Origin of the sequence: Mycoplasma nasistruthionis (assembly GCF_006228185.1) — a bacterium.
GTDB classification, from domain to species: domain Bacteria; phylum Bacillota_I; class Bacilli_A; order Mycoplasmatales; family Metamycoplasmataceae; genus Mycoplasmopsis; species Mycoplasmopsis nasistruthionis.
Genome location: NZ_CP040825.1, coordinates 113,422 through 133,574, shown reverse-complemented (window position 1 = coordinate 133,574; position 20,153 = coordinate 113,422). Strand labels below are relative to the sequence as shown.

At 27.1% G+C, this 20,153-nt stretch carries 15 protein-coding genes and 1 tRNA gene; 7 read left to right on the top strand and 9 right to left on the bottom strand.

From position 1 onward, the window contains the following. Positions 1–247 precede the first annotated feature (247 nt). Entirely contained in the window at positions 248–5,731 is a 5,484-nt protein-coding gene (locus FG904_RS00545) for a phosphatidylinositol-specific phospholipase C domain-containing protein (protein WP_139591994.1), read from the top strand. Positions 5,732–5,804: 73 nt separating this feature from the next. Here the strand turns inward: FG904_RS00545 and aspS are convergent, their stop codons facing one another. The 4 genes from aspS to FG904_RS00525 all read right to left on the bottom strand — a co-directional run bounded on the left by aspS (position 5,805) and on the right by FG904_RS00525 (position 11,800). Beyond that, entirely contained in the window at positions 5,805–7,514 is a 1,710-nt protein-coding gene (aspS, locus tag FG904_RS00540; RefSeq protein ID WP_139591993.1) for an aspartate--tRNA ligase, read from the bottom strand. Between the two features lie 10 nt (positions 7,515–7,524). Further along, positions 7,525–8,907: a histidine--tRNA ligase gene (gene hisS / locus FG904_RS00535; RefSeq protein WP_139591992.1), complete on the bottom strand. Its 1,383-nt coding sequence runs from the start codon at positions 8,905–8,907 to the stop codon at positions 7,525–7,527. Continuing rightward, a complete protein-coding gene (locus FG904_RS00530; protein WP_139591991.1) occupies positions 8,897–10,546 on the bottom strand; it encodes an MAG5620 family putative phospho-sugar mutase in 1,650 nt (549 codons plus the stop codon). Before FG904_RS00530 ends, hisS begins: the two co-directional genes overlap by 11 nt. A 294-nt stretch (positions 10,547–10,840) precedes the next feature. Then, entirely contained in the window at positions 10,841–11,800 is a 960-nt protein-coding gene (locus FG904_RS00525; protein WP_139591990.1) for a DNA cytosine methyltransferase, read from the bottom strand. Between the two features lie 198 nt (positions 11,801–11,998). Between FG904_RS00525 and FG904_RS00520 the strand changes: the two genes are divergently transcribed. Genes FG904_RS00520 through ychF form a run of 3 tightly spaced genes read left to right on the top strand, consistent with a single transcriptional unit; the run spans position 11,999 to position 15,077 of the window. Next, positions 11,999–12,667, top strand: a complete 669-nt coding sequence (locus FG904_RS00520; RefSeq protein WP_139591989.1) for a sugar-phosphate nucleotidyltransferase — start codon at positions 11,999–12,001, stop codon at positions 12,665–12,667. Further along, on the top strand, positions 12,654–13,940 hold the full coding sequence (locus FG904_RS00515) for an HNH endonuclease signature motif containing protein (protein ID WP_139591988.1): 1,287 nt from the start codon (positions 12,654–12,656) through the stop codon (positions 13,938–13,940). The genes FG904_RS00520 and FG904_RS00515 overlap by 14 nt, the downstream gene beginning before the upstream one ends. 36 nt (positions 13,941–13,976) lie before the next feature. After that, positions 13,977–15,077: a redox-regulated ATPase YchF gene (gene ychF / locus FG904_RS00510; protein ID WP_139591987.1), complete on the top strand. Its 1,101-nt coding sequence runs from the start codon at positions 13,977–13,979 to the stop codon at positions 15,075–15,077. Between the two features lie 54 nt (positions 15,078–15,131). Here ychF and FG904_RS00505 read toward each other — a convergent pair whose 3' ends face one another. Then, positions 15,132–15,350, bottom strand: coding sequence for a hypothetical protein (locus FG904_RS00505; protein ID WP_139591986.1), 219 nt, complete (start codon positions 15,348–15,350; stop codon positions 15,132–15,134). 658 nt (positions 15,351–16,008) lie between these two features. Here FG904_RS00505 and FG904_RS00500 point away from each other — a divergent pair. From FG904_RS00500 to FG904_RS00490, 3 genes are all read left to right on the top strand, one after another. Further along, positions 16,009–16,082 (top strand) — tRNA-Trp (locus FG904_RS00500). Between the two features lie 42 nt (positions 16,083–16,124). Continuing rightward, a complete protein-coding gene (locus FG904_RS00495) occupies positions 16,125–17,069 on the top strand; it encodes an ABC transporter ATP-binding protein (protein ID WP_139591985.1) in 945 nt (314 codons plus the stop codon). Further along, the gene (locus FG904_RS00490; RefSeq protein WP_139591984.1) at positions 17,050–18,189 is read left to right on the top strand and encodes an ABC transporter permease; all 1,140 of its coding nucleotides are present in this window, start codon (positions 17,050–17,052) and stop codon (positions 18,187–18,189) included. The genes FG904_RS00495 and FG904_RS00490 overlap by 20 nt, the downstream gene beginning before the upstream one ends. Before the next feature lie 52 nt (positions 18,190–18,241). Here FG904_RS00490 and nusG read toward each other — a convergent pair whose 3' ends face one another. From nusG to FG904_RS00470, 4 genes are all read right to left on the bottom strand, one after another. Next, positions 18,242–18,847 (bottom strand): transcription termination/antitermination protein NusG, encoded by a 606-nt coding sequence (nusG, locus tag FG904_RS00485; protein ID WP_139591983.1) that lies wholly within the window; start codon positions 18,845–18,847, stop codon positions 18,242–18,244. 24 nt (positions 18,848–18,871) lie between these two features. Further along, on the bottom strand, positions 18,872–19,114 hold the full coding sequence (gene secE / locus FG904_RS00480; protein WP_139591982.1) for a preprotein translocase subunit SecE: 243 nt from the start codon (positions 19,112–19,114) through the stop codon (positions 18,872–18,874). Next, positions 19,114–19,266, bottom strand: coding sequence for a 50S ribosomal protein L33 (gene rpmG / locus FG904_RS00475; RefSeq protein WP_139591981.1), 153 nt, complete (start codon positions 19,264–19,266; stop codon positions 19,114–19,116). The genes secE and rpmG overlap by 1 nt, the downstream gene beginning before the upstream one ends. A gap of 173 nt (positions 19,267–19,439) precedes the next feature. Beyond that, positions 19,440–20,132: a hypothetical protein gene (locus tag FG904_RS00470; protein ID WP_139591980.1), complete on the bottom strand. Its 693-nt coding sequence runs from the start codon at positions 20,130–20,132 to the stop codon at positions 19,440–19,442. Between the last annotated feature and the right edge of the window lie 21 nt (positions 20,133–20,153).

The following is a 20,153-nucleotide window of genomic DNA, read 5'->3' as shown; positions in this document are numbered from 1 at the left end:
CATATTTACAAAAATTTTTATCAGAAATAACGCATATTTTTTTCAGGGATTTTATAGTGTATTTAATTGGTTTTTTTGACAAAAATAATCATAAATTATTTGCCAATTTGTTATACTAATTGATATAAAAACTAATATTTAATCAAAGTTTATTAATAACACTTTTTGGTGTTATTTTTTAATAAATAAATATATAATTATATTTATTTAAAAAGATTTAGTTTTTAGTTTTAAAAAGGGGTAAATAATGAAAAAACGTTTTATTTTAATGCCAGCAACAATTCTAGCTTCATCAGCTTTATTTGCTGCTTTTCCAATCACTCAAGAACAAAGCAAAATTTGAGAAAACACAAGATATTCATATTACAATACAGTTAACGATAACTACAATATTGCTCAATATGACTTCTCAAACTGAATGAGTGCGGTTAATGATAATAAAAAATTATTTGAATTATCTATTCCTTCAACTCATGATAGTGCTATGTGAGAAGGTTCAGGTGCTGCTTGAACTTTTGGTTGAGCAATCGCTAGAACGCAATCTCTTAACATTGCAAACCAGTTGCGTTTAGGAATTCGTGGTTTTGATATCCGTGTTTCATCTAATGGTTGAATTTATCATGGGGCCGCAGCTTCTACATTATCATTTGAAGAGTTTTTAAAGCAAGTTTCAGCATTCTTAGTTCAACACCCAAAAGAAACTGTTGTTATTAAAGTTAAAGATGAAAACATGAATGTTGACAACACTAGTCAAGCAGCTAGTGCAAAAAGAAATTACGAAAACGCTCTTGCTAAGTATAGAAATTTCTTATTTAACCCAAATGGTGCTGAACCTTGAAACTTAGATTATCGTTTATCTAACTTACGTGGAAAAATGGTTATTGTAAACCACTGACACCACTTAGTTTCAACTAGTCGTGTTGGAGGGTTTAAATTTGGTGATTACATCAATCGTCATCAACACGTGCAAGATGAATATAATGCTCCAGTTAATGAAAAAATTGAAAAAGCACAAAGAATGTTTGGTTATTCAAATGAAGATCATTCAAACAAACTATACTTAAACTTCTTGTCAAAAGCCGGTGGTTTTGGTTCTCACCCTGATAACTTTGCTAGAGAAATAAATCCTAAAATCAACAAATACTTAAACGAACACCAAGAGTATAAAAAACTAGGTATGGTGTTTATGGACTTCCCTGGTCCTTCATTAGTTGAAGCTATTTTTAAAACTAACTACTACATCAGCGACAGAGATATCAATAACAGATATTTAGGTAATCCATTAGATCGTAATTCATTTACAGCAAACGCTCCAGTTGCAGAAACTAACACATTTACAATTAACGGTCCTTTAAATGGACTTCATTATGAAGTGACAATGGATAACAGAACAATTGGTTCAGGTACAGCAAATTCAAATAGTATAAACATTACTTTACAAAATGGGGAAAAATTCTCAGTTGGTAAAAGAATTACTATTAAGATTTTTAGAATGACACCGGAAAACCCGTTTTATGAATCAAGAAAATTTCATGAAATATCATTTAACATTGTTGTTTTAGACAATGCTTATTTAAACAAACTAAATAGTTTAAAAACAAGAGTGCAAAATTTAATGAATGATTTTAATACTTTAGCACCAAATGTTAAAAACTATATTAATACTAAATTCTTAGTTGAGTTAAACAAGATACCTAACTCATCAGATGCTAATTACCGTAGATTAAATGAATTAGAAACATCATGAAATGGTTTAGAATCAAAACTATTTAAAGTCAGAACTTCTTTAAACTCATTTAATGGATTTATTAATCCATTTAAACAACTAGTTTCATCTAGTTATGTTTCACAAGACAACAAAAACAAAGTTAATGGACTACAAACTGAATTAAATAATTTAGTTAACATGGCATTTAATCAAAGCAACACTCCAGAATCAATAAATGTTTCAGGGATTGAAAACTTTGCTTCAAAAAATCAACATGCTTATGAAACTTATAATCAATTAGATGCTTCATATAAACAATCACAATACTTAAATCTAAACAGTCGTTTAAATACAGTATTTAGCAAGTTTGACTATGGTAAGTCAAAATACTCAGATTTAATTAACAAAGCTCAGACCGACTTAAATGCACATTTAAATAACTTACTAAATTCAGCTACATCCGGGCAAGAACAACCAGAAGTTGTTTCAGACTTTACACAAGCAAACATCCAAACTGTTTCAACAGTTGAAAAAGCTTTAGAAGTAGTTAAAAAAATTAATAATGCTATTGAAACAAACCGTTTAAGTGAATATATTTCTATTTTTAGCAATCAAATTACAAATGTTGTTACAAACCTTACAAATGTAGATGAATTAGTTGAACAATTAAATGAGTTTAAAACATTACTAGACAAAGCTAAGGTTGAACTAGACGCTGATGCTTCATTTAGACAAGAATATAAATTTACTTCTGAACCTAATGCTGACAAAACTAAATATACCGAGTTAGTAGATACTTATCGTTCAAACTTAAATTCAAAAAACTTAAGTGTAGCTATTATCAAAGAATTTTTAGATCAATTGATGCCTGTTAAAGATAAAATCAAAGGTGATTCAGCAATTTTATCTAAAGCAATTGAACACATTAATTCATTACCACAACTATTTTCAGAGCAAAAACAACTATTTATCCAAAAACTAAACGCTTTAAATCCTGTTAGCCAAGAAAGTGCAAACAGAGTTTTATCAGATGCTAATAACTTAAACGAAAGATCTTTCGTTTCAACATTAGATAGTTTAAAAAACTTAAATTACAACCAACAACTTGATTTAAATACATGAAAAAATAATATTGATATAACTCAATTAACAGAAAAAGTTAATAAATTCGTTCAAACAAATGAATTAATGGGGCAATTAACAAACTTAATTAATGCTTTTGACAATTATTCTTCTCTTGCTGGTTATACTCAAATGTCACAGGAAGAAAAAACCAAGTTTATAAATGCCTATAATGAAGCGAAAGAAGCTAAAGAGAGCAGAGTTAGCTATGAAGTTATTAAACCACTTTATGATAAGTTAGAAGAATTTAAAAAGATTTTAAATCAAGAGTTTTATCAAAACGTTCAAGCTGAATTAGCTAAAGTTAAAGCGTCTTCAAATTTATATCTATATCAAAAAAATGCATTAGAAGCTAAATTAAGATCGGCTTTTGATCAAAGTCAATTAGATCAAATCAAAACAGAAGTTGACCAAGCTATAACTCAAAATCAGCCACATAATGATTTACAAACATTTAACAATTTATCTGAAGCTCAGAAAAGAATAGCACAGGATGCATTAGCTAAAGCTTCAACACTTGCTGAATATAATCAACAAAAGCAAAAATTTACTGACTTAAATGCTCAAATTGCCACTTCTAAATCTGTATATCAACAATATTCAAATTATAGAAATCAAGAATACTATAATCAAAATGAAAGAACTGTAAAAACTGAAGTTTATAATGCTTATACAGAATTAAATAAAGCTATAGAGAATGTAAATGCTACTGCTTCATTACTTCAAGAAAAACAATCAACATTAATGAAGACAATTGAAAAAGCTAAAGTTGAAAGTGAAAAATTCAAACAAAAAGAAGAATTAAAACAAGTTAAGAAAAACTTTGATAACATAGCTAGTCAAATTAATGACTTAATTAATAAACACAATGCAACTATTGCTTATGCTAAGTTTTATGAACCATACTTAAACTCAGTAAAACAAAAGGTAGAAAACGCTAAATCAGCATTTTCTGACACTGATTTAAACAAAGACAAAGAATTAGTAGCCACTTTAACAACTTTAAAAAATCAAATTGATCCTGAGATTGAAAAAATTAATGCCGAAGTTAAAAAACAACAACAAGAAGACTTACAAAGACAACAAGAGCAAAGAACATTTGAAAACCACTATAACAATGTTATTTATTCAATTTCAAATAAAAACAAACTACCTTCAGCTGTAGTTATTGGTGATTTAACATTATTAAATAACGACACTACAAATGTTTCAGTTTCTGATGTGTATTTAACACCAAACGATGAAAACGGTACTTTAGAACTTCAATTTAAAGTTTCATACAAAGGTATGTCTCGTTTAAAAAATCAAACAATTAACAACTTTTTAACAACAGCGCAAGTATCTGCACAACAAGAATTACAAAATGCTTTAAACATTTACAATTCATCTGTTTCTTCATTAGAGAATTTAAGAGCATCTGTTTCTTCACTAGGTTCACAATATCAATCTGTAGTGGATCAAATTAACAGAGATTTAAGTTCTAACAGATTAAATAACAATAATAATCTAGAAGAAATTAAACAAAAAACAGAAGCTATTCAACAAGCTATAGTTAATGACGAAAACCTAAAGAATCAAATAGATCAACAAATTAAACAACAACAAGAACTACAAGAACAAAAAAGACAATTGATTAGTGGTATTAATTCACTAAAAGATAGATTTAATACTTTTAAAGAAAATCCTGATGTTGCTAATTTAATTCAGTCATTACAAAATAAATTATCACCACTTACACAACAAGCACTTGAAGCTAAAAATAATGATGACTTAAGACAACTGCTAGATAATTTAAACAATGAATTTACACAAATTCAAGAACAATATCAAACACAAATTGAAACTGACTTCAACAATAAAAAACAACAATTAATGTTTTCAGTTGAAAACAAACAAGTTTTACCTTCTGAAATACAAATTGCACAAATTTCAAATAATGCGTCTACTTTAGGTTTAGAAGTAAATATTCAACAAATTTTACCTAATGACCAAGAAGGAACATTACAAGTTTATTATTCAATTGCATATAGAAACTTATTAGAAAATCAAAATAACGCTATTACTGGATTTTTAAACTTAAACCAAATATCATTAAATGATTTAAAAGCAAAACAACAAAAATTATTATCTGATTTAAATAGCTTTAAATCTCAATTAATGGATATGAAATATGATGATTTAATTAACAAAGTCAATTTAACATTAAATGATGATTCTGTAAATGAATTTGATAGCGAACAAATCATTAAAAATAAAATTCAAGATTTAAATAGCAAAATTGAAGAATATGCTCAACTAAAAAATCAAATAGATAATGCACCTATGCCTATGCCGATACCTGAAGGACCTGAGAACGAAGTTCCATCTGAACCAGAAAACCCAAGAGATCATCGGCCATCAGATGAACCTGTAAATCCTGAACCACAACCTGATCCTAACCCAGAAGTACAGCCTCAGCCAAATCCAGATCCAGCTCCACAGCCACAACCTGAACCTGAATTTGAACCTACACCTACACCAGAAGAACCTAAGCCGGCTCCTGCTGAAGAAACTGTGTTAAACTACAATCAAGTTCAAGATTTAATAACTAAAACAAAAGAGTTATACAATCAAGTTGATGGTAAGGTTCAAGATGAATTAGTTCAAGACATTGAAAAGATTTCTAATGAATTACAAGACATAATGGATAACAAAAACAACAATAATACACAGGCTATTATTGATGCTAAATTTAAACTATTACAACAAAGATATCTAACAGCTCAACAAGAAGCAAATACACAATTAAAAGACAACCAAAACGCTTCTAAGCCTTATTATCTATTATCATTATTATTAATTCCTGTAATTGCTATTCCATTATTTATTTGATTTATTATCAAAAAACGTAAAAGAAGTTAATTTTAAAATGTATCTGTATTCAGATACATTTTTTGTTGTAACAAAAAATCACACTTAGTAGTGTGATTTGTAATTAGTTGTCTTTAATTGCTAAATATAAGTCATCTAGTTGCTCTGAAGAAACATTTGAAGGCGCTTGTGTCATCATATCTTGATTCTTAGAATTTTTAGGGAACGGAATAACTTCTCTAATTGTAGGTTGGTTTGTTAAAAGCATAACTAAACGGTCTAAACCTAACCCAATACCACAGTGTGGAGGAATTCCGTATTCAAATGCTTTTAGGAAAAAACCAAATTTGTCTTCTTGAGCTTGTTTATCTAAACCAATCATTTCAAACATTTTTTGTTGCATATTAGCATCATGAATTCTAGCAGAACCAGAACCAAGTTCAAAACCGTTTAAAACTAAGTCATAACTTCTAGCTTTAATTTGTGATTTATCTAATGAATCTAATTGATCCATTGGTGTTTCAAATTGCGTAAAAGGGTGATGTGCAGCTGCTCAACTGTTGTTGTTTTCATCATATTCAAACATTGGTCAATTTATAATTCATTTAAAATCTAACTGGTCTGGATTAGCTCAGTTGTATCATGAATTCAATTCTACTCTTAATGCACCTAAAGCTTGACTAACTTTATCGTATTTGCCAACACATACAAAGTATGAACCATTTTTGACTTCTTGACTGTTAACTAACTGTTGTATTTCTTCAGCTGGAATTTTATTAGCATAATTTGTTTCAACTACTTGATTGTCATATGTAAAGTAAAATAATGCATTAACACCATTTTTCTTAGCTATTTCTTCTAGTTTCTTAAAGTCTTTTTTAGTTATTAATTCATCAATTTTTAATAAACGTTTGCTTGGAGCATCTTTGATAATACTAAAGTCAGATGAATTACAAAATTCTGGTACTGACTGTAAGAATTTTGTATATCTAAAATCAGGTTTATCAGTTCCATATTTATCAATACATTCGTCAAAGTCTACTCTGTCAAATGGTACTTTGATTTCTTTGTTTAAAGTTTGTTTGATAGCATATGCAATCATTTTTTCAATATATGATTGAAATACTTCAACATCTGTAAAACTTACTTCAATATCAAGTTGTGTAAATTCTGGTTGACGGTCTTTTCTTAAGTCTTCATCTCTAAAACATCTAGCAACTTGATAATACTTTTCAAAGTTAGCAATCATTAAAAGTTGTTTAAATAATTGCGGACTTTGTGGTAAAGCATAAAATTGATTAGCATCATTTCTAGTTGGTACTAAAAAGTCTCTTGCACCTTCTGGGGTGGCTTTTGATAAGATTGGTGTTTCAATTTCTGTAAAATCATTTTTCTGTAAAAATTCACGTAATGCAAAAATAAAATCATTTCTAAATTTAATGTTTTTTTGCATTACTGGGCGACGTAAGTCTAAGTAACGATATTCAAGTCTTAACTCTTCTTTAACTTCAATATCATCTCTAATTTGAAATGGTAATTGTTCTTTTGATAAAGATAAAACTTGATAGTCTGAAACTAAAACTTCAACTTGTCCAGTTGATAAATCTAAATTAGGGTCTTTTCTTGCTACAACTTTTCCAGTTACTTTTAATACCGATTCTTTAGTGAAGTGAATTGGTGTATTAAAAACTAATTGTGTAATTCCAAATTTGTCACGTAAGTCAACAAAGTTTAATTCACCAAATCTTCTTTTATTAGCAACTCAACCATATAAAGTCACTTCTTTGTTAACATCTGATAATCTTAGTTGATTATTTTTTATTTGTTTATTCATATTTTTCCTATTAAATTTCTTGTAAATATTGATCAAATAATTCTTCTAATTGTTCTAATGAGGTAGGATTAATTACATCTTTACCGTTTTCAATAATAAAACGATATGCATCTTCAAAAGTATTTGCATTTTTTCTTAAAACGCATCTATCATCTGAGAAATTAGTTTTAATAACAATAAAATCCGAACCTAGTTTTGCATCATCAGTAATTAAAAAAGGTGCATTTGTTTCTAAATAACGTTTATATAAATTTTTAGACTTAATTAAGTCATATTCAACTTGCATTTTTAGAGTGTCATAAACTATTGAATGAGTAAATTCAAAAGCTCATTCAGTGTTGTTTTCAAAATTGCTAAAAGCGATGTAAATATCAGGAACTAAGTTATCTTTAACAGCTTGAGTAATTGGATAAGCTTCTAAGTTATCTAATAGTAAATCTAAGATTCTATCAATTCCAACTCCAAATCCAACTGATGATTGAGCATTACCACCTAATTGCTCGATTAAGTTTGAATATCTTCCACCACCAATTACTGTACCTTGTGAATTAGATGATGAATCAGTTGCTATAAACTCAAAAACAATTTCATCATAATAATCTAATCCTCTAACTAGTTGATTAGAAATTTGATATTCAATTTCCATTGAATCCAGAATTTTTAGTAATTTATCAAAGTACGCTTTAGATTCTGGTGATAAATAATCTTTTAATATTGGAGCTTGCTTAATAAAATCTTTATTAACATCTTGTTTATCATCTAAAATTCTTAGCACTTTTTTATCAGCTAAACGTTGTTGTGAAATTTCTGATAACTGATCTTTGAAAGGTAATAAATAATCATATAAAGCTTGTTCATAATTTGCTCTTGATTGACTATCACCAATTGTGTTAATTAATAAAACATTGTTTATTTCTAGCATTTGCAAGAAATAAAAAGCTAAACTAATTACTTGTGCATCTTTGTAAGGGTTTTTAGCACCAATATATTCAACACCTGCTTGATAAAATTCTCTATATCTACCTTTTTGTGGTTGCTCATAACGATACATCGGTCCAATATAGGCATAACGTTTATTGTTTAGGTTTTCTCAGTTATTTTCAATATAAGCACGAATAAAACTTGCTGTTCCTTCAGGTCTTAGTACTAAATCACGCTTTCCTTTGTCTTGAAATTCATACATTTCTTTTTTAACAATTTCAGATTCACCAACCGAACGCTTAAATAGTCTAGCATCTTCAATAATTGGAGTAGAAATTAATTGAAATGAATTGTTTGTAACTAGGTTTTTAAACGCATTAATCATTTCATCTCTAAGTGCATAATTGAAAGTATCAAAATCTCTTGTTCCTTTAATTTTGCTTATTTTTTCAAATTTGATTTTATTTGTCATTTTTTGCTCCTTTAGTTTGTTTAGCTAGTTTTTTAATTAAGCGGTTGATTGAATTTTTAATTTGTATAACCAATAACTTTTCGTGCAACTTATCGCTAAATTTTCAATGTTTAGTTGTTAAAAGCTGAGTTTCAAATTTTAGTTCAATTTGTTTAGTTGCTAAATCATAGTTAATAAACAAATTAACTTCAGCATACTTGATTTTTAGTCTGATATTAATTAAATATGTATAACCTAAATTACTAAAATCAATTCAGTTAATACTTTGAATCTTAATTGCTTTATTTAAACGTTGCCTTTCTTTTAAATGGTTATATAAGTTATAAAGGTCATTTGGATTGTGTTTTAAATATTTATAACTTAAAAAACAACGATCAGATGCCTTTAACATTTTTTGGTATTTGTAACTAAATAAGTTATTGTTGTTTTTATAATTTTGCATCATCAAAATCAAACTAAATAAAAAGTCAAAACTTTCAAAGTTTAAATTTTGATTTTTTTGCACCGAATAAGAACCTTTAAAATAATCAAATAAAATATGATTTGATTGATTTAAAGAGTTTTCATAAACATAATTGATCTTAAAGATATTTAACAACTTTAAAATCAATGATGAAGCATCAATCGGTATAACAAATTGATTATTAGTTAATAATTCATCATTTTTTCAAGTTAAATAGTGGTTATGGATAAACAAATAAACTAATTGGTCTTCATTTAAAGTTACATAACCTTTTTTAGACTTGACAATAACTTTTAACCGTTGATTGATGTCGATTAAAATAATTAAATCGGCTTTATAATTACTTCTTCAAGCTCAACTTAAAAAACGTCATTTTGAATTCGAAACTAAGTCTTGATTTAATTTAGGATTAAGTTTAATGTGCTTAATATTAAACTTAGTTAAAAAACGATTCAAAATGTGTTCACTCAGTTTGTTGTCAATCATACTGTAGACAATAAAACTGTTGTAATTGCTTATAAATTGATTGTTTAAGGTTTTTACACCACTAAAAGAAGCATCTAAAATCTTGTCAATATTTAGTTTAATTGCTTCAGCATTATTAGCAAAACTTAACTGTGATGAATTGCCTTGTAGTTTATTAATCATTGTTTGCATTAAGCTAAAGTCAATCAGTTTATTGTCAAAATAGATTTTTAAATAATATTTGTTATTAGAAGGTACATAATCAACAAAAAAACCATAATCAGCGTTCATGTTTGATAATGCTGATTGGATTAAATAATCATTTGCTAAATTAAAGTTAAAGGTATAAACTTGGTTTTTATTAGCAACTAAGTATTTTAGGCAATAATCAAACATTTGACTATTGGTTTGATCTAAATTACTAAAAGACAATAAAATGTTTTTACTACGTTTTTGACCTAGTTTGTTTTTAATAAACTTTTCAAATAAATCTAAGTAATTTAAAACTGTATACAGATTTAAATTACCAAATCCATACATATTTCGTTCATTGAATTCAATTCCGTGAATTGTGGCTCTTTGTTTGCTGAAAAAACTATCTTTTGGAAACTGATTATCGACTTGTAAAACAAATTGATTAAACGGTATTTTAATAATTTTTAATGCTGTATATAAGCCATATCAAGGAGAAAATTTATTGTCCTGATTCATTTGCTACCTTCTTGTATTTAAATTTTACAAAAAAGTAAATATTTTAAAAGTTAATAGATTAAAAAGTACACAAAAAGTACTATCTACTTATTTTTCCTTATTTGCAGTTTAAAAATATGAAAAAATGTTACAAATTTACTTGTAACATTTTTGAATTATTTAAAGATTACTTTTGATTTATAGTTATTATCTGCTTGAATTAATCGAATTTTACAGCTATGTTTTAATTTGTTTAAAATAAAAGAAATAACGGTTTTTATTGTGGCTCATATGCTGTTTTTGAAACTTTATTATTTACTTTTTAGCCTTATGTAAGGCTAATTTAATATTTTCAGCAATTCTTGAAATTACCGACACAGCAACTGAATTACCAGCCTGTTTGTATAAGTGAGAATTAGCTAAATTAGGTAAAACAAAGTCTTTTGGATAACCTTGAAACATAAAACATTCTTTTGGTGTTAGTTTTCTAATACCAAATTTAGTTAAAACTAAAGGAACATTATGTCCACCAGTTCCCATATTAGCAGTTAAAGTTGGACATACTTTAGATTTGTTTTCTCTAACATATTGTCTTCTTCATTGATAAATAGTGTCAGTATTTGTCATACTTCCTTTTAAAACATCAAAATGTTTAAAGTTACTATTTGTGTAATAAAACTTATCATCTAGTTCGTTATCAAAATCCACTATATCTTTAATCGATTTAGTTAATTTAATTTGATTTGGAAATTCAAATTGATCAAAAACATTTTTATCTTTAAAAGCAACTATGTAAATTCTTTCTCTGTTTTGAGGCAAATTGCCATAAGTCATTGAATTTAATACCTTATAAGCAACATGATAGTTTTGAGCACGAAGTTTTTCAACAATAACTTTAAAAGTATTGCCATTATCATGAGAAACTAAGTTTTTGACATTTTCTAAGAAAATAATTTGGGGCTGTTTATCTATAAAAATACGTTCAAGTTCAAAAAATAAGTTTCCGCGACCTTTTAGATCATCAAATCCTTGTCTGTATCCTGCAATTGAAAAAGCTTGACAAGGAAAACCAGCAAGCATGATATCAAAATCAGGAATTTCAGATGATGAAACTTGTCTAATGTCTCTAACATCAACTTTTAAATCAAAATTTGATTCAAAAGTTGTAGCTGCGTTTTTGTTATATTCATTTGCATAAATCACTGTACCTAAGTCTTTAAAACCTAAATCAATTCCACCAACACCTGCAAAGAAACTAGCAATTTTTAACTTCATACTCACTCCTTTTTAATTTTAAATAAAACTCTTTTTTTCAATATATAATTTAAAACTTGATATGAAATTAATTTTTATTTCATTTAAATAAACTTATATTTATAACAAATATATTTTAAATATAATTAATAAAATAGCATATTTTTATGTAAGTATTAATGTATTATTTAGTTAAATGAATTAATCAGAAGGAGAAAAATGAAAGACAGTGTACAAGAAATAACTCAAACAGGTATTAATGAGTATGTTCAAGAAATGGTTAAAACTGCAATTATAAAAAATTCAAATGACATCACAAGAGCTTTTAGATATGCTAATGATGATGAATGATATACAACTTATGAAGATGTAGAATTTTTTATAAAAACAGCTAAAATTCCTAAAACTAAAGTTATTTGGTGTCCTTTTGATTTAGAAACATCTAACTTTGTTAAAGCTTTTAGAGATTATGGTTATAAAGTTATATATTCTCACATCTTATATGAACAAGATTTTTACAAGTATGAACCTAATGAAAAATGAGATATTATAGTTTCAAACCCACCTTTTAGAAATAAACATAATTTATTAAAAAGATTGTTAGAATTTGGTTCAAATAAACAATGAGCCTTAATTTTTGGAATACAAGCATTAAATAGTGAAAAATTTTGTGATGAATTACAGAAATTTGACAGGGTTCAATATATCCATCTGAAAAGAAGGATGTGTTTTACAAAAGATCATTTAAATTATGATGTTAAAAACCTACAAAGACCAAGTTTTGCTTCAATGTGAATAGCCAACTCAATGTTCAAGAAAGATATTCAAGTTTGAGAAGGTATAAATTATAAAAATATTGAGGAAAACATTAAAAATGATAAAAAATAAAATTGATGTTTCAAAAGCATTTATCGAAAACATATTAAATGCTAATGATGTAGATAATAATATAAAAAATAATGATGAGATTTTTAAAATCATTTATGAAACTTTAGTTTTTGATGAATATTTAGTAAATGTAAAATTTGAAGAATGTTCTTTTACTGTAAATCCTAATTTAAAATATCAAGGTGTTATTGTTAACAATTCTTTTTTAGTTTATTTTAGTCAAATATTAAGCAGTGATTTTAAAACAAAATCTAGAAATACTTTTTTAGCGCAAAATTTTTATAATGCATTTAAGATAGCTAAAAATAAAAATATACAAGTCTGTGTTTCTTTAAATCCTGTTAGTCTTAGATTACTGAACAAATTTAATTTAAAATTTACAAAAGCAACACCTTCTATTAATAATTCAATAGCAATAATGAAAGAAATTGGCATACGGTTTTCTAATTCCTTAAATTCAAACAATACAATTGAAAATCTAGAAACTTTTATTGCTATAAAGAATAATTTAAAACTTAAAAACTCTAAAAATGATTCAATGTTTATTGTAAAAACAGATGAAAATAATGTTGATATTTTTGGAACTATAGATGGTGCGAAATGAGGTGAGACTTTTCTAACTTGTCTTTTGCTTTCAGAAAAAAGAAAGGCATGAAATATTGATAAAATCAACTTCATTCTTTATAAAAATAATAACAATAGGAAATTATCAAATGACAAATTGAATATATTAAAGTCATTTAACATTAATATAGAAAACACATATATCTTAAACTCATTCTATAAAGATGCTTTAAAACAGCAAAATCCAAAACCAATTGATGAAATTTCACTAAAGAGAAATCAAACATTATTTAAGAGAAAAATTCAACAAGCATTTAATTTTATAAAAGAATGTTTTGCTTGTGATTATTCTATTTTTGATAATTTAATAGCATCACACATTCATAGATTTACAGATATTGAGGATGAATTCAAAAAAGGCTATATATCATTAGAAGAAGCTACTAAAAATGTAACAGATGGTGTTAATGGTTTTTTATTGTGTCCAAATCATGACAAAGAATTTGAGAAAGGTTACATTTATTTTGATATTGACACTTTATCTTTTAAAGTTAAGAAGAATCATAAAAATTTATTAAACCAAAGTTTAAAACTAACTCAATTTTTAAGTAGTAGAATTACAAAAAATAAAATAGAAATGCTTAATGAACAAGAGATGGATAAATTTAGATATTATGTTTCTAAACATGTTAAAAGGATATCTGAATAATTAAAAGAGAAATTTAATAACTTCAAAGGAGTAAATATGTCTTTAAAAGCAGGAATTGTTGGATTACCAAACGTTGGTAAAAGTACTTTATTTAGTGCTATAACTAAAAAACAAGTTGAATCTTCTAATTATGCCTTTACTACAATTGAACCTAACATTGCTTCAGTGCCATTAATCGATCCAAGGTTACAAAAAATAGCACAATTAGTTAAGCCAGATAAAATCGTTTGAGCTAATTTTGATTTTGTTGACATTGCAGGATTAGTAAAAGGTGCAGCTGATGGAGCTGGATTAGGTAATAAATTTTTAGGTAACATCAGGGAAGTTGATGCTATTATTCACGTTGTTAGATGTTTTAATGATAAAAACATTCAACACGTTGAACAATCAGTTAATCCGGTTAGAGATAAAGATATTATCAATTATGAATTGCTGCTAGCTGATTTAGAAACTATTACAAATATATTAAACAGAGTATCAAAGAAAGCTAAATCTGGCGATGCTGATGCTTTAGCAGAACAACAAGTAGCAACTATCTTGAAAGAAGCTTTTGAAAACAACACTCCTGCTAGAGAACTTAGTTTTGATGAAAAACAAACTAAGATCATTAAAGGTTATCACTTACTTACTTTCAAACCAATGATTTATGTAGCAAATTTAGGTAATGATCAATTTGCCAACTATCAAGAAGATGAAAATTATAAAGCGTTAGCACAATCATTACTACCTCATGAAAAATTGCTTCCTATTTGTGTTCAGCTAGAGTCTGAACTAGTTGAAGTAGAATCAGAAGAAGAAAAAATGGAATTACTATCAATGTATGGAATAACCACAAGTGGTTTAGATCTACTTACGCGTGAAGCATTTAATTTATTAAATCTTGAAACTTACTTTACAGCAGGTAAGGTTGAAGTTAGAGCTTGAGTTTATCAAAAAGGTTGACTAGCTCCAAGATGTGCTGGAGTTATTCATACTGATTTTGAAAAGAAATTTATCAAAGCAGATGTTATTGCTTACAATGATTTTGTTGAAAATGGTGGTGAACTGGGTGCTAAAAACGCTGGTAAGCTAAGATCAGAAGGTAAAACTTATGTAATGCAAGATGGTGATATTTGTCATTTCAAATTCGGAAAATAAAAGACAGCATTTGCTGTCTTTTTATATTCTTGTTTGGTTTAATTGTAATTAAAATTAATTTTCATCGTGTATTTTATATGAATCTAATTTGTCTATTTTTATTCCTTGTTGTTTCTTTTTGTTAATTCGTTCTAAGATTTGTTGATTAGTAATATTGTGTACTTGAAAAATTTCTTTAACTAACTCTTCATAAACGCTTCTGTCATTTAAGCCTAAGTCATTTAGTGATGGTTTTTTGTGATTTTTGATTTTTGTTCTCTTTAACGATTTCATTGTTATATTATAAAGTGATTAAAGTAGGTTAAAAAATTTTTATGAAGACATTTCATTAATTAATGCGACTGTTTGCCTTGTATGCATTAGATTCACCTGCATATTTAAGGATTCAAAACAAAAATCACATCTATTAAGAATAAATGTGATTTATATCTTATTAAAGATTCATTTTTGCATATTTATCTTGTTTGCGGCATATAGCCATAATTGAAGCTCTTAATAAACATACTGGAATGAATATCCCTGCAATTCCAAGTATGAAAATTACTGTTTGTTCAGCTTTTTTGTGTTGCAACAATCATTAAAATGACTAAGACAACTCTTGTAATTGAAAACCCGATAATAAATATAATTCCCATTATAGTAAATAAAACATTGCCAAATATTAGCACTAAAAATAAAATAATAGAGGGTATAAACATCATAATATCCATGTAATGGATATTTAATGCTAATTTCTTAAGTGATACATTTTTTCACTATTTATCATGTTTTAAATCAGAACTTTTTTTCTTAATACATTAAGGAGAAATAGTTTCTGGATTTTTTAGTTTGTTTTACATATTTTGAAATTATAAATTTCAAAATAATTAATTTAGTTAATGAAAAAGTTTAAATTTTAGTAATATTAAGGTAGATAAATATTGTTGTTTATGGGGGTTTCGTATAATGGCAATATAGCAGTCTCCAAAACTGATGATAAGGGTTCGATTCCTTTAACCCCTGCCAGAGTATGCCTAAAGGCATTTTTTTATTTAACAAGGAGGTTTAATGGACAAAATTATTGAAGTTAAAGATTTGAAAAAATCTTATGGTAACTTTTTAGCAGTCAAAGGAATCTCGTTTGATGTTGTTAAAGGTAGTTTGTTTGCATTTTTAGGTACAAATGGTGCAGGCAAATCAACCACGATTGATATTTTATCCACATTAAACTCTTACGATTCCGGTGAAGTTAAAATTGCAGGGCTTGATTTAAAAACGCAGTCAAATAAAATTAAATCAAAGATTGGCGTTGTTTTCCAAGACTCAGTTTTAGATGGTAATTTAACTGTTAAAGAAAATTTAAAAATCAAGGCAGGATTATATTATAAATCATATAAGCAAGCTAAAATTGAATTGCAAAACGTCATAGAAACTTGTGATATAAGCAACATTTGAAAAAAGAAGTACAAAGCTTTGTCTGGTGGTCAAAAACGGCGTGTTGATATTGCTAGAGCATTAATATGTAAGCCTGAAATTCTGTTTTTAGATGAACCTACTACTGGACTTGATCCGCAAACAAGAAAAGCGATTTGAAACACTATTAAGAAACTCCAAATTGACTATAACACAACAATTTTTCTAACAACTCATTATATGGAAGAAGCTGCGCAAGCTGATTTTATAACCATTATTGATGCCGGACAAATTATAGCCCAAGGAACTCCGTTTGAATTAAAGGCTAAGTATACATCAGAACATATTCAAATTAAACCACTTAACACTGTTGATGCTAAAGATATAATTCTAGACTATTTAACTAAGAATGATTATGAATTTATAATTCAAAATGATTATATTGATGTTAAAATTAACGACACTAAAAAAGCAATGAGTATTTTAATTCCAATTATGTATGCAATCGATAGTTATCAAGTGCTTTATGGTTCTATGGATGATGTATTTTTAAATATAACCGGAAAGGAGTTGGACACTAATGAAACAACTACTAATTAGAAATTTAAAGATTTACTTTAAAAATAAAAGTGGTGTGTTTTTTTCACTTTTAGGTGTAATTGTTATTTTTGCCTTATTTGTTTTATTTATTGGCAATGCGGTTAAAGACAGATTGCATGTAATTGGTAATGTTGATACTAATAATTTATTAAATTATTGGATGTTATCTGGTATGTTATCTTCCGTGCCATTAACTAGTTGCTTAGGCGCTTATGCTGTTATGGTATCAGACAAAGAAAATAAGCAACTAAAAGATTTATATGTAGCTCCTGTATCTAAAAGTGTCATAATGACTTCTTATTTACTTACTGGTATTATCGTTAGTGTTATTATGTCTCTTTGTGTACTTGTCTTTGGACAATCTTATGTCTTAATTAAAGGTGGGAGTTTATTAAACTGGCAAAATGGTTTATTAGTTGTTGCTGTAATTTTACTTACTTGTTTTATGTCAAATGCAATTGTATGTTTTGTTATATTGTTCATTAAAAACAATAACGCCTTTACAACAATTAGCATTATTATTGGTACTTTGGTAGGATTTTTAGTCGGAGCTTATGTTTCAATTGGCACATTACCTTCTGCTGTGCAATGGGTTATTAAAGCATTTCCAAATGCTTATAGTGCTGGATTATTTAGACAGTATTTTATGACAAAAGAACTTGATAATATCCAAGCTAATTTAATAGTTATTGATAATTTAAATAACAGTATTAAAGCCATAAATGATTCAACTAGTTTATCTCAAAGTCAATTAATGATACTTAATTCATCACTAGATAGTGCAATTGACTTAAGTAAAAATATCAAACTAGCTGATAATAGCAATGCTGAAATAGCATATAAACTAACTGAAATTAAAACAATATTAAATTCAGGTAATTATGACGCTGCTTATTTAAAAGATACAGCAACTTATTTGGCTTCAATTGATAAATACCTTGGTAGTGCTTGATTTGAAACATGAAGAACTAATTTTGAAGTTAATATTGGTATGGTTTATCAATATGGAGATTATAAGTTAAATAGTTATTGATATTATTTAATAATAACAACTGTTGGTTTAGTGTTTTATGTTTTATCGAGTTTAATTATTGTCAAAAAGCCTAAATCAATGAGATAAAAGCAAAAAATAAATTCAGATCATTGATCTGAATTTTTTATATTTGTTAAGATTAATACTCTTCTGTTGGTTTTAAGTTGTCAAGGTCTAATTCTACTTCTGTTTTCTTACCGAAGCTTTCAATGATAATTGTTGCGTTGTTGTAATTAATGTCTAATTTAACAATTGGACCTTTTTCACCTTTATATGGTCCATCTACTACTTCAACAATATCATTTAGTTGTAAATGCAATAAGTTTTTACCTGAATTAAATTGATCTCTAGCTTCTTTTTCTTTTTGAAACATTTTTCTAATTTCACGAGCTTCAACTGGTGTTGGTTTAGCACCTTTACCTGATGAACCAATAATACCTGTTACAAATTGTGTATTACGTACAACAAATCAAGCTTCATCTGTAAAGTCAATTCTTCCAAAAATATAACCTGGATAGATGTTAACTTCTTTGATTTTATAAGCTTCGCCTAAACGTTTTTTATCCATTTCTTTTGCTGTAATAGTTGGTTTTTTAAAGATTTTAAAAGCACCAAATTCAGTAGCTTCTGAATCGAAGCAATGTGCAACTTTTTCAGCAACGATACGGTTGTTTAAAGCTTCTAGAACTTGCTCTTCTTTACCTCTAACAGTTGAAATCATGTATCATTTAAAATTTTTGTCCATAATAATAAGTTCCTTAACAATTAATTAAAATGCTTGAATTAATTTTCATAGTGATGTAAAACCAATTGTAACAGCATACACGAATAAAGCAAACAAACTAGTAAAAATGATAATTTTTAACATATTGTATCAATTTGTTTTAGCATCAGGTCATCTAACACGTTTAATATCTTTTGCTACTTTACGTGCAAAGTATATTTTTTTACGATTTTTAAAACGGTTAAAGATGCTTGGCTTGCTTGCTGTAATTTGTTTGTTATCAGACATTAGATCTCTTCCTTGTGCAAGGTTTTTTGATTACAATTTTTGCAAAACTTGGCTATTTCTAGGCGTTTTTGATTTCCTGCACTTTTGTTTGTTGAATAATTTTTACGCTTGCATAATTCACAAGCAATTGATACTTTGTTGTTGCTTTTCATTATGTTTAAATTGTATCACAATTTTAATTTTCAGGCATAAAAAACCACTTTACTACTAAAAGTAGTAAAGGGTATTATTGATATTAAATTGTTATTTTTGAAATATTTGTTTTTATTTAATGATTTAGTAAATTACCAAAACAAACCTAGGATTGTTTGAAAAAGTCACTAATTTAGATTAATAAATATCTTTTGAAAAAGTGATTAACAAGATTAAAACAATTTGGCTTTATTTTATTTTGAACATCAATTTCAGGAGTTTTGAAGTTTAAAATGTAGGAATTGTTTAAATACAAATTGTCTTGCTTGGTTTGATTAATTTCAGATTGGATTTTATTTAGTTTTAAAAAGTTATTGCTAAGTTTAGTTTCAAATTGATACTGACTATTAGCTTGCCTGTTGAAATAATTTAAGGTTTTTATTTTTAAATTGTTTCATAAGTCGGCTTTTGAATTAAGTTTAGTTTGGTTTGCTCGGTGTTTATTTTCTGTTTTTTGCTTTTGGAAATTAGCAAGATAATGATGAAATTCAGAAACTTCACAATTGCCGCAGGAAGTTTTCTGAAGAAAGGATAGATTACGATTATAATCTTGTTTAAATTGCTTTAAATAAGAATGAGTAGTTTGATTAGAGTGTAATCCTAAATTACGTATTTGAGTAGATTTTGTATTTTCAACAGCTTGGTTAAGCTCTTGAAATGATTGACTAAATTCATAAATTAATCGATTATAAATTTCGTCTTGATTCAACTTGCTTTTTCCAGTGAGTCAACGAATTTTGTTAACCATAATTTTTATATTGTCGCTGTGTTGGTTAACAAAATTATCAACTAAATTTGATAGTTTGTAGTTTTTGGTGTTTGACAAATTTAGAAAACTTTGTCAAAA